Origin of the sequence: Streptomyces sp. NPDC101237 (genome assembly GCF_044767465.1) — a bacterium.
Lineage (GTDB): Bacteria > Actinomycetota > Actinomycetes > Streptomycetales > Streptomycetaceae > Streptomyces > Streptomyces gramineus.
Genome location: NZ_JBIWNY010000004.1, coordinates 171,103 through 183,635, shown reverse-complemented (window position 1 = coordinate 183,635; position 12,533 = coordinate 171,103). Strand labels below are relative to the sequence as shown.

Genomic DNA, 12,533 nt, shown 5'->3' with positions numbered 1-12,533 from the left:
GAGATCACGTGGGCGACCGGACGTCGTCGACGTCCCGAAGCGCGGCCGCTTCAGGACGGCGGGCTTCCGGTTCACGCACGCCGCTCATGCTAGCCATCCCACGAACCCCTCGGACCGCACCAATGACCCGATCCCTCCGACGAGTTCAGTTAGTCGGGAAACCGCCCCGGCCGCACATGCGTGTGATACGCAACTTCACCCGATTACGACCGATCTTGAGCGTCCGGAACCAAGCATTCTGTGACGACGGCGTGCAGGCCCCTGCACGCCGGGAACACGTTTCGCCCGGCGGGCAACCGCTTTCGGCCAACTGCACGCCCGCGCCCGTCGAAGCGCCGCACCGGCGGCAGGGCTGTCCGGCGGGATTCGGCACCCGTCACGCCCCCCAGCCCGGCTCCGGTGCGCGAGTCGCAGCCTCCGCGTCCACGGAGTCACATCGCGCTGTCCGTCGCAACGTCGGCGTTCGCAGGGCCGTCGAACGGTGTCACATCGTTCCTTCCCGCCCGGTCTTATGGGGGATAGTGCCAGGAAACCTCATGACCGAGAAGGAGCATGCGGAGCGACATCGTTCTCGGACCCACGGCCCAGGACTTCGCCGCCGACGTCGCCGCGGAGACCGCCACCGTCATGGCGGCCACCCAGCGCCCCGTGACCGATGCCGCTCTGGGCGAGGGTGCCACGGGGAACCGGCCGGCCCTACACCCACTTCGGAGCACACGATGGACACGGACAAGCAGGCAGCCGCCCGCGGCCTGATCGACATCGAGGCCTACCTCTACCAGGAGGCCCACCTCAGCGCGGCTCGCCGCCGGCTGGCCGCGTTCACCGCGGGGGCCGACGACTTCAGTCCGGACCAGAAGCACGAACTGGAGAGGTGGTACCTCGACGAGCAGCGGTACGTGGCACGCATGGTCACGGACCACATCGCCGGCAGCGTCAGCGCGGCGGAGGAGTTGCACCGTGTCCGGCTCGGACGGTGGCTCCGCGGCACACTGGTCGGCATGGCGCTGACCCTCGTCGTGGTGATCGTCTGCACGGCTCTGATCGTCGGCCTGCTGACCTGATCGGACAGCGAGCCGGGCGGGCGCCGTCACTGAGCGTCCGCCACGAGAACCCGCTCCAGGTGCGCCAGTTCGCCACCGCGCGCGGCCCCGAGGAACGCCTGGACGAGACGGCGGTGCGCGACGGAATCGACCTCCTGGCGGTGACGGCGGCTGCCGAGCCGCTGCTGCGCACGTGCCACCTGCTGCCGCGCGTTGACGACGCTGAGGTGGAGCAGCGCCGCGATGCCGTCGTAGGAGTATCCGAACCCCTCGCGCAGCACATACGCCGCTCGCTGCCTCGGGGTCAGCGTGGCCAGCAGCAGGGCGATGGCGTGTGCGAGGGCTTCCTGCCGCTCGGCGACCGACTCCGGCGACACGTCGAGGTCCACCGCGTCGGGAATCCACGGAGTGGCGCTGACCTCGCGGCGTCTGCGGGCCGACTGGGCCACGTTCACCGCCAACCGCGCGGTGATCGTCCGCAGCAGAGCCGACGGGTTCTTCACGGCCGCCCGGTCCGTGCCCTGCAGCCGCAGCCAGACCTCCTGCACGACGTCCTCGGCCTCCGTCGGACTGCCGACGATGCGATGCGCTAGGTGCAGCAGCGAGGGGCGTGTCCGGGTGAACACGGCGACCGCGTCGTCCAGTTCCGCGATGTCCGGCGGCGCGGGGATGTCCTGCGCGGTGGGCCCGCGTCTCGCCTCCATGAGGGTGGCGTCCACAATCTTCTCCTCCGTCGAGTGGGGGGTTCGCGGCCCACGAGGGCCGCTGAACCAACCTCGCTTCCCGAGGTGCCGGGCCGCGCCCTTGACCGTCCGTGGCCGGTACGTGGTGAGCGCGTGGTGGACGCGTGGTGGACGCGTGGCCAGGGACCACGGGGGAGGGGGGACACCCTGGCCCGGTCCGGAGGAAGGACGGGTTACGGGGCAGGGCGAAGGGCCCGCCGTTCCGCGGTGCGGACGACGGGCCCCGGGTACGGCCACGAGCGCGGGGTGCGGCACACCGACAGGACGACCTGCCGGGTCCCGGCCTACTCGACGAGCTTTCCGTCGGTCGCGACCTCCTCCATCAAGGAGGCGATCTCGTCCGGGATGCCGGAGATGCTCTCGCGCGTGACGCCGGTCGTGGGGGACCACACCAGGTTGACCCGCAGCGCGGGATCGGTCCGCGGGTGGTCGCTGCGGTTGTGGCAGCCGCGGGTCTCCCGGCGTTCGAGGGCGGCCTCCAGAGTGGCGCGGGCCGCCAGCGCCGCCGACTTCAGGTCGAAGGCGTGCGCGAGGTCCTGGAAGCCGGCGATGTCGGGATGCACACCGACGTCGTCCATCCGCTTCTCGACGGCCGCCAGTTCCGCCAGCCCCGTGCGCAGGCCCTCCTCGTCGCGGACGACACCGGCGTACTCGGTCATGATGTTGCGGATGGCACGCTGCAGGGCGCGCACGTTCTCCGGCCCGTCCGCGGCGAGCAGGCCGTCGACCTCCGCCCGGGCCTCGGCGACCGCGGCGGCGGAACGGGGCTGGGCGGTGAGCGACGCGGAGTAGGCGGCCACCGCCTGGCCGGTGAGCCGTCCGTAGACCAGCAGCTCGATGAGGCTGTTGCCGCCCAGGCGGTTGGCGCCGTGCAGGCCGCTGGCCGCCTCACCGATGGCGTAGAGCCCGCGTACGTCCGTGCTGTGGTCCTCCGGACGCACCCACACCCCGCCCATCGAGTAGTGCGCGGTCGGCGCGACCTCGATCGGGTCCCGGGTGATGTCCAGCATCTGCAGGTCGAGAAGGGTCTGATAGACCCGGGGCAGCCGCTGCATGACGGTCTGGCGGGGCAGGTGCGACACGTCCAGCCACACGCCGCCGTTGGGGGTCCCGCGGCCCTCCTTGATCTCCGTGTAGGAGGCCAGGGCCACCCGGTCGCGGGTGGACAGCTCCCTCCGCGCCGGGTCGTAGCGGCTCATGTACCGCTCGCCGAGGGCGTTGCGCAGGACGCCGCCCTCGCCGCGGGCCGCCTCGCTGACCAGCGTGCCCGCCGCGTTCTCCGGCTCGATGATCCCCGACGGATGGAACTGGACCAGCTCCGGGTCGCGCAGCCGCGCCCCGGCCTCCACGGCGAGCCGGAAGGAGTCGCCGGTGTTCTCGTCGCGCCGCGACGACGTGCGTCGCCAGATCCGGGTGTGACCGCCCGCGGCCAGGATGACGGCGTCGGCGTGGACGAGGTACCGCGTACCGGACGCCAGGTCGAAACCGTACGCACCGAAGACGGTGCCGTCCTCGACCAGCAGGCGGGTGATGTAGACGCCGTCCAGCACGGGTATGTCCAGCTGGGCGGCGCGCCGGATCAACGTCCGCTGGATCTCCAGGCCCGTGTAGTCCCCGGCGAACGCGGTACGACGGTACTTGTGAGCCCCGAAGAACCGCTGGGAGATGCGGCCGTCCTCCTCCCGGGCGAAGGCCATGCCGTAGCGCTCCAGGTCGTCGATGCCCCGCGCGGCGCCCCGGGTGACGATCTCGGCGGTCCGGGGGTCGCCGAGCAGGTAGCTCTCCTTGAGGGTGTCGGCCGCGTGCTGCTGCCAGCTGTCCTCGGGGTCCATCGTGGCCAGGGCGGCGTTGATGCCGCCGGCGGCGAGGGAGGTGTGGGCGTCCTCCTTGGGGCGCTTGCCCACGGCGATGACGTCGACGCCGGCCTCCGCCAGCTCGATCGACGCACGCAGGCCCGCGCCGCCGGTACCGATCACCAGCACCATGGTGGAAAGACGTTTTTCGGTTGCAACCACGACTGCTCCGATCGCTTGGGTGGGTCGGTCATCAGACCGGCGACCGGGACGGTGTGTGACAACACGCTGGGACGGAGCGACCCGGTAGGAGCCGCGGCCTTTCGGCACTGGCCGTCGCGGTTCCGCGGTGCCGGCGCTGATCGCCGTATGGCCCCACGAGAATGTTGTGACACTTTCTTGTGCCTCGCGTCACGGATCGATCCACATGTTTGACTGCGTGGGAAAAGCTTGCACATCATGTTCGGCGGACGTCGACCTTCGAACGATGGAAGTCTCATGATCACGAATTCAGCCGACCGAATCTTCTCCGGACACGTCGCGATCGTCACCGGTGCCGGGTCGGGCATCGGACGGGCCACGGCCGTGGCCTTCGCGCGGGCCGGGGCGCACGTCCTCGGCGTGGGCCGGCGCGAGCAGCCCCTGAAGGAGACCGCGGCGATGGACGAGAACATCGAGGTCCTGGCCGTCGACGTGTGTGCGGACGGCGCCCCCGCGGAGATCGTCGGCACCGCCGTCCGGAGCTGGGGACGCCTCGACCACCTGGTCAACAACGCCGGAGCGACGGCCGTCATGCCGCTGGCGGAGACCGACAAGCAGGTGGTGTCCGATCTGTTCGCGCTCAACGTCGTGGCCCCGAGCCTGCTCGCCCACGAAGCCCTGCCGCACCTCCGCGAGACCTCCGGCACGATCGTCAACCTGTCCAGCACCTACGGACACCGGCCCATGGCCGGAGGCGCCCACTACGCGGCCACGAAGGCCGCCGTGGAGCAGCTGACGCGCAGCTGGGCGCTGGAACTCGCGGCCGAGGGCGTTCGCGTCAACGCGATCGCTCCCGGCCCGACGCGGACCGACGTGATGCTCCACGCCGGCCTCAGCCCCGAGGCCGCGAACGACATGTACGCCTACGAGCGTGAGCGCATCCCGACCCACCGCATCGCCGACGCCGAGGAGGTCGCCCACTGGGTTCTGCGCCTCGCGGAGCCCGCCGGACGGCACGCGACCGGACAGGTCATCACCGTCGACGGCGGTCTCGAACTCGTCTGACGCCATGCGGCGCCCGGGACCGTCAGCGCCGCACCGGGTCCCCGCCGAGTGTCACGTCGAGAGGTGCTGCCCGGTCTGATGAGGAAGGCGCGCCGAGGCCACGGCGGCCAGGCCCGTGGTCGTGCCACGACGGGACACACGGGCCACGACAGGGAAAGAGCATTCTCCGGTGAGCGACGATCTGGTGATGGTCGAGCGATGGACCACGATGAACCGCGTCCACAAGAAGATCGAGGCCCGGATCGAAGGGGACCTTCGCCGGCACGTGGGCCTCGGGGCACGGGAGTTCTCCGCGCTGGGTGCCCTGCGGCGCGGGACGTGGGCGGGCAAGGGGTCGCTCTACCTGGGTGACCTGGCCGCGGTCGTCGGACTGAGCCAGTCCGCGACCAGCCGTCTCGTGGCCCGCCTCCAGGACCGCGGCCTGATCACCATCCGCACGTCCAGCGACGACCGCCGCAGCATCGAGATCGAACTCACCGCCGTCGCCCACGACACGCTGCGGATCGGCACGCCGGTCCTGCACCGGGCCGTCACCGGCGCCGTCCGGCAGATGGCAGCCGAGGACACCGACGGAGAGCTGCTGCGGTACCTGTGGGGAGAGCCGAGCGACACGGACGCGTCGCCGGAGCGGTGCGGCTAGGTGTATTGATCACACGTGTCAACAACGCTTGTGATCAATACACCTAGGCCCGCGAGCCATGGCCGGCGGTCCCTGCGGCGGGCGGTGACACGCTCGCCGCCCGCGCGGACGGATCGGCAGGGGGCTGCTCGTCACAGATCCTGCCGGTTCCCGGTCAGTCGGGTGAACGGACCTGTGCGCGCACACGCACAGTCCGCGCGAGGTGCCCGCAGCCCGATAGGAGTCGCGCCCCATGACCACCAGCACGCTTCCCGATCTGGTCGGCCGGCGAGCTGAACGAGCCGCGCTCGACGACCTGCTGGCCGGTCTGCGTGCCGGCGAGTCCCGCGTGCGGGTGTTCCGCGGCGAGGCGGGCATCGGGAAGTCGGTGCTGCTGGAGTACGCCGTCGCCCGGGCGGCACAGGTGACGGTCACCCGGGCGCAGGGCGTCGAGGCGGACATGGAATTGCCGTACGCGAGCCTGCACCAGCTGTGCGCACCGTTCCTGGGACAGGTCGACGAGTTGCCGGGACCCCAACGGGACGCGCTCCGCGTGGCCTTCGGGACGGCGGCGGGAGACCCGCCCGACCGTTTCCTGGTCGGTCTCGCGGTGCTGTCCCTGCTCACCCGGGCCTCGGAGAACCGGCCGGTGCTCGTGGTCGTCGACGACGCCCAGTGGCTCGACCAAGTGTCGCTGCAGACGCTGGAGTTCGTGGCCCGACGGCTGCTCGCCGAGGCCGTCGCGATGGTCTTCGCCGTACGCGATCCCGAGGGGAGGGCCGCGCTCGCCGATCTGCCGGGGACCCGGATCGGCGGACTCGACGCCGTCGCGGCCTCGGAGCTGCTGGAATCCACGGTGGGCGGGCGGCTGGACAAGCGGGTACGGGACCGGTTCGTCGCCGAGATGCACGGCAATCCGCTCGCCCTGCTGGAGTTCTCCCGCGGCCGTACCGCCGCCGAACTGGCCTACGGCCTGGACTCGTCCGCCTCTCCGGGTGTCGGGGGAACGGTGTCGCGCCGCCTGGAACGGGACTTCGCCGAGCGGCTCGGCTCGCTGCCCGGACCGACCCGCACCCTGCTGCTCATCGCCGCCGCGGAACCGGTCGGGGACGCGGGACTGCTGACCCGCGCCGCGGCCTCGCTCGACATCGTTCCCGACGCCGCTCCGGCCAAGTCGGCCGGACTGATCGACCTCCACGGGTTCCTCCGCTTCCGGCACCCGCTGGTCCGCTCCGCGGTCTACCACCAGGCCGGCCCCGAGCAGCGCCGGGCGGTCCACCGGGCGCTGGCCGCGGCCACGGACCCCGCGCAGGACCCCGACCGGCGGGCCTGGCACGCGGCCCAGGCCGCCTCCGGGCCGGACGAGGAGGTCGCCGTCGAGCTGGAACGGGCGGCCGACCGGGCGCGGCAGCGCGGCGGGATCGCCGCCGAGGCGGTACTCCTGGAGCGCGCGGCCCAGTTGACGCCGGACGCCCGGTGCCGGGGACGCCGGGCCGTCGCCGCGGCCGAGGCCCACTTCTCGGCGGCCTCGCCCGACCGCGCCACCGAACAGGCGACGCTCGCCGAACTGTGCCCCCTCGGCTCACTGGACCGCGCGCGCCTGGCGCGGCTGCGCGCCCGGATCCTCTTCGCCCGCAGCCGCAGCGACGAGGCCGCACCACTCCTCCTCGAAGCCGCCGCGCAGTTCACCGCCGCCGAGTCGCCCCTGGCGCGGGAGACCTACCTCGAAGCGATCAGCGCGACCATCTTCGCGGGCCGGGTGCACGGTCCGACGGGTGCGCGCGCCGCCGCCGTCGCGGCCCGCGCATCCGGTGCCCCGCCCTCGGGCTCCGAGGCGGCCGATCTCCTCCTGGAGGGTGTGGCGACGATCCTCACCGACGGCTACGAGACCGGACTCCCGGCGCTGCGCCGCGCGTTGGACCTCCTCGTGCAGGAGGAACTCCGCACCCGCGAGGCCACCATGCGCTGGCTCCTCCTCGTTCCGGTGGCCCTGGAGGCGTTCATCCACTACGCGTGGGACCTGCACGCGTGGGACAGGCTGGCGACCCGCGCGGTACGGCTGGCCCGCGACATCGGTGCGCTCGGTGCGCTGCCCCCGGCGCTGATCTACGCCGGCGGAGTCCACATCCACCACGGCGACTTCGCCGAGGCCGCCCGGATGATCCACGAAGCCGACACGCTCGCCGCCGCGACCGGGCACGCACAGCACCAGTACGCGGCGCTCGTCCTGGCCGCGTGGCGCGGCGAGGCGGACGCGGCCGCCCGCATCATCGACGACGCCCGGGCCAGTGCCGTGGAACGCGGTGAGGTGTCCCTCCTGGGCGCCACCGGCTACATCCAGGGCGTCCTGTTCAACGGGCTGGCCCGCTACGACGAAGCCCTGGCCGCCGCCCGCTCGGGCATCGAGCACGACGGGTTCAACTTCACCGGTCTGTCGCTGGTCGAACACATCGAGGCCGCCACCCGGTGCGGCCGACCCGACCAGGCCCACGCCTCCCTCGCCCGGCTGCTCGAACTCACCCGTGCCACCGATTCCGGGTGGGCCGCGGGCGCCGGCGCGCGGAGCCGGGCCCTGCTCGCCGAAGGAGACGAGGCCGACACCCTCTACCGGGCCGCGATCGACGAGTTCGGCCGGGGCGGCGTGACCGTGGAAGTCGCCCGCACCCACCTGCTGTACGGCGAGTGGCTCCGCCGCAACCGTCGACCGTCACAGGCCCGCGACCAGCTGCGCACGGCGTACGAGATGTTCGACGGAATGCGGGCCGACGCGTTCGCCGAGCGGGCCCGCCGTGAGCTGATCGCCACCGGCGAGCACGTCAGGGCTCGCGTCACCAAGGCGACGAACACCCTGACCGCACAGGAGTCGCAGATCGCCGCGCTCGCCGCCGGCGGCATGACGAACGCGCGGATCGGCGCCGAGCTGTTCATCAGCCCGCACACGGTGGAGTGGCACCTGCGGAAGGTCTACACGAAGCTCGGGATCAACTCGCGCCGTGCGCTACCGGACGCCCTCTCCGGCGCCGCGCCCCTGAACGGGGGGCACCGGCGCGAGGCCGCGACCCGGCCGGACCGGACCAAACCGCCGACCCGTCCCTCCGGAGCGTCCCGACCACGCTGAACACCGTCGAGGCCGGTCATTAGCGCGGCGGGACAAGAATGAAGACGTGAAAGGTGAAGCAGACGAGATCGCTCTGAGCGTGCAGGACCTCCGCGAGGTCACCGGGTTCGCCGCGGCGTGTGCGGAAGCCGTGCTCGACGTGTTCGAGAGCGACCAGCCGGACGACTCGCGTCCCCGGGAAGCGGTCGACGCCGCGTGGGCGTTCGCCCGCGGCGGCGAGCGGGGGCAGGAGCTGCGCGACAGAGCGTGGGCGGCGCTCAAGGCGGCGAAGAACACGGACACCGCGGCCGCGGGCGAGGCGGCCCGGGCGGCCATGGCCGCGGCGGCCGCCGCCTATCTGCATCCGCTGGCCAGGAGCACCCAGGTCAAGCACATTCTCGGCGCCGCGGCCCATGGAGCAAGAGCGGCTGAACTCGCCGCCGACGACGATCGGAACGTGGCCGCCGCACACCTTCGAAGGGCGGCGCACCTGGCGACACCGGCCGTCGTGGACGTGCTCGGACGCTTTCCGGCGGCACCGAGCGGCGGCGGACGGGTCGGTGAGCTGACACGCACGCTGGACGCCGCCCTTCGTGCACACACCCGCGCCGAGTGACCGTGCGTCGCGCGCACGGGTCCCCCTCACTCCGGTCGGCGGTCCGCTCCGTGACGCGACGAGCTACCGGGACCCGCACCAACGGTGCGGATGTTCGGGCTCCTTGGGACAGACGAACACGTTGGGCAATGAACGCGACGTCAGGCGCCTGGCTGCGCCCGGCGCCGGGCACCTGCGGTGCCACGACGGCGGACGCTCGGTGCGGCTCAGTGGGGCATGAGCAGCATGATGCTCATGCCCAGCGCCGTCGACCCGTCCCAGAACGGCCCGTACGGTTCGGGCCGGTCGATCGCGCCCTTGGCCGGGCCGCGCCGGGTGTGCCGGCCCGGCAGCACGCGGACCAGCGACGACAGCGCGTATGCCAGGAGGCACAGGGCCAGTGCGCCGGTCACCGTCTGGACGGCCGGCGAGAGGTGCGCCGCGTGGCCGGGCAGGCCCGCGTGGTGCGCGGTGGCCGGCGGACCGGGGAGCTTCTCGTGCGGCGGGCCGACCATCGCGTGCGCCTGCCACTCCATCCACGCCATGGCGGCCATCCCGGTCGTGGCCGGAAGGCTCCCGGCCAGGGCGGCGCCCCAGGACCGGGAGTCTCGGCGGACGGCGGTCACGGGAAACCAGACGGCCGCGGCCGCGAAGAACGCCGTTCCGGCGGGGTGGGGCAGTGGCGACCCGTGGCTCCACGGCATGACCGCCATGGCGGCAGCCATGGCGGCATGCAGGATCCGGTCTCCGCGCTCGCGCCGTCCCGCCCGGTGGAACGCCACGGCCCGGTGCACGCCGCGCACGGCGGCCGCCGTGAAGAGCACGGTCAGCATCACGCGCACGAGACCGGAGGCGTTCACGTCCGCACGTCCCCTCCTGAGTGGCGGTGTCCGGCGGGCGGGGTCGTCCGGCGCAGGGGGATCAGGCCGTGGGCCGCGGAGCGCGCAGATGCGCTCGCTGCTTGAGCTCGTCCTCGTCGACGAGTTCGAGCATGGGCTTGCCCGGGGCGCACATCATGGTGACGACGAACTCGGTCCTGGCGTCCGCCAGCGCGTTGCCGTCCTGGTAGTGGATGGCGTCGCCGCCGGGCTCCCAGAACGTGCCGCCCGCCTCGACGACGCGTTCGGGCTCGCCTTCCAGCTCGAAGCGGACCGCGCCCTTGACGACGTATCCGAACGCCGGTCCGGAGTGGCGGTGCGGCGGAGTGCCGGGGTCGCCCGGCTCCCACGCCACGTGGATGGTCATCGCCGAGGCACCATCGGGAATCGTGATCGGTGCCGCGTCCTGGAGGAGCGTGGCCGCCCGGGTCCAGCTCGGCCCGTCCTCACCCCCGGTCCCGTGACCGTGATCGTGGCCGTGGCCGTGCTGCGCATTGTCTGACACTGTGACGCACCTTCCATGACTCGACAGCGCCAAGGACGGTCCATCGGCCGCCCGGCGCGTGCTGGTGGCCGGACCTCGCCGCCACCTGCTTCCACCCCCATTGACCGGACACGGGACCGATCTGTGACGGCCTGAGGCGCACCGCCACCCTCGTACCGGCGCGCCGTGCGACGCGCGTGTCACACCGACGTCCTCCGCGGTGTCCTACTGGCACCGCCGTAGCGGTCCGCTGACCTTCGCGCCCGCACCTGCCCTACGGCCGCTCGCTCACCCGACTGCCGGAAAGGCCGACCGATGTCCGCAACCGCACGCACCGTCTCCGTCCACGAGGGCGGCCGACTGGCCCGCACCGTCGTGATCGGCACGCACCTCGTCAGGTCCGACGAACCCGAGCCCGTCAGCTCCGACTGCGGACCCACTCCCGGTGAACTCCTCCTGGCCGCGCTGGGATCGTGCACGTCGATGACCGTGCGCGCGTTCGCCGACCGGCACGAGTGGCCGCTGCACCAGGTCGACGTGGACCTCGCCTTCGACGCCGACGGCGGGATCGTCAAGAACGTGCACCTGTCGGGCGATCTGGAGCCCGTCCAGGCCGAGCGGCTGATCGCGGTGGCCGGGCGGTGTCCGGTGCAGCGGCTGCTGACCGCGGGTGTCCCGGTGACGACCGTGCCCACGGTGTGGCGACGGCCGACCGGTAAGCCGGGACAGCCGGCCTGATCGCCGCCTCCTCGTCCTCGAAGGCGTCGAACACCCGCCGCTGCACGCCCGATGGAAAGCGCGGGTGGTCTGTCCTGGCCCGTGCGAGGATCCCGGCGTGAACGATCTGTGCCTCCGTCCCGCCGAGGAGACGGACCTCGCCGCCCTCGTGCGACTGCGAGGGACGCCGCCCGCTGGCTGCTCGCCCGGGGCAGCACCGGTCAGTGGCGGCCCGGTCAGCTCGACGCCGACCACTTCCGCGGGGTCGTGCACCGTGGCGAGGCCTGGATCGCCGAGGCCGACGGCCGTGTGGCCGGGGCCTGGGAGCTGTGGTGGGAGGTCGAGGACGCCTGGGGGCCACAGCCGCCGGTGGCCGGCTGCGTGCACCGGCTCATGGTGGACCGCGGCACCGTCCGACAAGTCGTTCCCTCTCAGGGAGAAGCCCTGGGCGGCGGCGAACCGGCCTGATCCGAGCGCACCTGCGGCTCCACGGGCCGGCGGACCGCTGCCCCGTCGGCCACCACGCGCCTGCCCCGTGAGGACCTGCGGTGGTGGACGGTGATGACCGACAGGGCAGGCGTCAAGGTCCGCCGTGCAGATGTGTGTTACATGCGTCGCATGTGGAGGAGCGCGGCAGGGACACTCTGCTCGGCAGCGTGATCACGCGAGGTGCCGGTGTCCACGGCACCGAGGCTCGCGCGCCCGGACCGTCACCCGACGACGGAGGCTCGTCGGCACAGGTCCTCGGCACACAGCAACAGGAGAGGCCGCCCCGTGAACCGACCGCCCTTCGTGCCCGCCGTAGCCCTGGCGGCCAGGCAGAGCCTGGGAATGTCGCCGCAGCAGGTGGCGGAGCAGATGAACGCGTGCGGCGCTTCGATCGACATCTCGCACGTCCACGCCTGGGAGTTCGGGGACTACCACCCCACGGAGCAGGAGTTGTTCGCCCTCGCGGACGTCCTGTGGTGCCGGACCACGGACCTCATGGGGATCGACGATCCCCGCACGCTGATGGAACACCGTCTGGAACGGCAGTTCACGACGGCCAGGCTGGCCCACTCCATCGGGATGGACACGGCCCAGTACGAGCAGGCCGAGGAACGGAGCCTGTGGACCGGCGACGCCCAGCAGACGGCCGCGCTCCTGCGGCTGCTGAACGTCAGCCCGCTCCAACTCGCCCAGATGATCTACCAGCCGGGCAGGTCGTGGTCGGACGCCTCGGCACCGCCGGAACCGTCCTCCAGCCGCTTCGCCTGACGGCGGGTTCACCCGACGCCGGGTTCGCCTCGCGGCGTAGG

General features: G+C 72.4%; 11 protein-coding genes and 2 pseudogenes. 9 read left to right on the top strand and 4 right to left on the bottom strand.

The genetic code is table 11. From position 1 onward, the window contains the following. Positions 1-585: 585 nt before the first annotated feature. Positions 586-681, top strand: a pseudogene (locus ACIRQ9_RS08530) (alpha/beta hydrolase); the annotation flags it as partial. A 38-nt stretch (positions 682-719) separates the two neighbouring features. Continuing rightward, entirely contained in the window at positions 720-1,064 is a 345-nt protein-coding gene (locus ACIRQ9_RS08525) for a hypothetical protein (protein WP_404168506.1), read from the top strand. A 26-nt stretch (positions 1,065-1,090) separates the two neighbouring features. Here the strand turns inward: ACIRQ9_RS08525 and ACIRQ9_RS08520 are convergent, their stop codons facing one another. Then, positions 1,091-1,762: a sigma-70 family RNA polymerase sigma factor gene (locus ACIRQ9_RS08520; protein ID WP_404168504.1), complete on the bottom strand. Its 672-nt coding sequence runs from the start codon at positions 1,760-1,762 to the stop codon at positions 1,091-1,093. A 308-nt stretch (positions 1,763-2,070) separates the two neighbouring features. Beyond that, positions 2,071-3,771, bottom strand: coding sequence for an L-aspartate oxidase (locus tag ACIRQ9_RS08515; RefSeq protein ID WP_404168990.1), 1,701 nt, complete (start codon positions 3,769-3,771; stop codon positions 2,071-2,073). 306 nt (positions 3,772-4,077) lie between these two features. On the opposite strand from ACIRQ9_RS08515, the gene ACIRQ9_RS08510 reads away from it, so the two are divergent. The 4 genes from ACIRQ9_RS08510 to ACIRQ9_RS08495 all read left to right on the top strand — a co-directional run bounded on the left by ACIRQ9_RS08510 (position 4,078) and on the right by ACIRQ9_RS08495 (position 9,177). Continuing rightward, on the top strand, positions 4,078-4,845 hold the full coding sequence (locus ACIRQ9_RS08510) for an SDR family NAD(P)-dependent oxidoreductase (protein ID WP_404168502.1): 768 nt from the start codon (positions 4,078-4,080) through the stop codon (positions 4,843-4,845). Between the two features lie 169 nt (positions 4,846-5,014). Beyond that, positions 5,015-5,485 carry a MarR family winged helix-turn-helix transcriptional regulator gene (locus tag ACIRQ9_RS08505; protein ID WP_404168500.1) on the top strand — a complete coding sequence of 157 codons (471 nt, stop codon included), beginning with the start codon at positions 5,015-5,017 and terminating at the stop codon, positions 5,483-5,485. Between the two features lie 232 nt (positions 5,486-5,717). Then, positions 5,718-8,582: a helix-turn-helix transcriptional regulator gene (locus ACIRQ9_RS08500; RefSeq protein ID WP_404168498.1), complete on the top strand. Its 2,865-nt coding sequence runs from the start codon at positions 5,718-5,720 to the stop codon at positions 8,580-8,582. 46 nt (positions 8,583-8,628) lie between these two features. Continuing rightward, on the top strand, positions 8,629-9,177 hold the full coding sequence (locus ACIRQ9_RS08495) for a putative immunity protein (RefSeq protein ID WP_404168496.1): 549 nt from the start codon (positions 8,629-8,631) through the stop codon (positions 9,175-9,177). A gap of 206 nt (positions 9,178-9,383) precedes the next feature. On the opposite strand, the gene ACIRQ9_RS08490 is transcribed toward ACIRQ9_RS08495, so the two are convergent. Both ACIRQ9_RS08490 and ACIRQ9_RS08485 read right to left on the bottom strand, forming a co-directional pair. Beyond that, a complete protein-coding gene (locus tag ACIRQ9_RS08490; RefSeq protein ID WP_404168494.1) occupies positions 9,384-10,016 on the bottom strand; it encodes a DUF5134 domain-containing protein in 633 nt (210 codons plus the stop codon). Positions 10,017-10,077: 61 nt separating this feature from the next. Next, positions 10,078-10,539, bottom strand: coding sequence for a cupin domain-containing protein (locus ACIRQ9_RS08485; RefSeq protein ID WP_404168492.1), 462 nt, complete (start codon positions 10,537-10,539; stop codon positions 10,078-10,080). 294 nt (positions 10,540-10,833) lie between these two features. Between ACIRQ9_RS08485 and ACIRQ9_RS08480 the strand changes: the two genes are divergently transcribed. From ACIRQ9_RS08480 to ACIRQ9_RS08470, 3 genes and pseudogenes are all read left to right on the top strand, one after another. Then, the gene (locus tag ACIRQ9_RS08480; RefSeq protein WP_404168490.1) at positions 10,834-11,256 is read left to right on the top strand and encodes an OsmC family protein; all 423 of its coding nucleotides are present in this window, start codon (positions 10,834-10,836) and stop codon (positions 11,254-11,256) included. Positions 11,257-11,353: 97 nt separating this feature from the next. Then, a pseudogene (locus ACIRQ9_RS08475) lies at positions 11,354-11,646 on the top strand (N-acetyltransferase); the annotation flags it as partial. 363 nt (positions 11,647-12,009) lie between these two features. Further along, complete coding sequence (locus ACIRQ9_RS08470; protein ID WP_404168489.1) at positions 12,010-12,492, top strand: helix-turn-helix domain-containing protein; 483 nt, start codon at positions 12,010-12,012, stop codon at positions 12,490-12,492. Positions 12,493-12,533: the final 41 nt, after the last annotated feature.

Coding starts and splice junctions, on each gene's coding strand:
- ACIRQ9_RS08510 (WP_404168502.1), top strand. CDS start 4,078: ATGATCACGAATTCAGCCGACCGAATCTTCTCCGGACACGTCGCGATC.
- ACIRQ9_RS08500 (WP_404168498.1), top strand. CDS start 5,718: ATGACCACCAGCACGCTTCCCGATCTGGTCGGCCGGCGAGCTGAACGA.
- ACIRQ9_RS08515 (WP_404168990.1), bottom strand. CDS start 3,771: ATGGTGCTGGTGATCGGTACCGGCGGCGCGGGCCTGCGTGCGTCGATC.
- ACIRQ9_RS08480 (WP_404168490.1), top strand. CDS start 10,834: ATGTCCGCAACCGCACGCACCGTCTCCGTCCACGAGGGCGGCCGACTG.
- ACIRQ9_RS08525 (WP_404168506.1), top strand. CDS start 720: ATGGACACGGACAAGCAGGCAGCCGCCCGCGGCCTGATCGACATCGAG.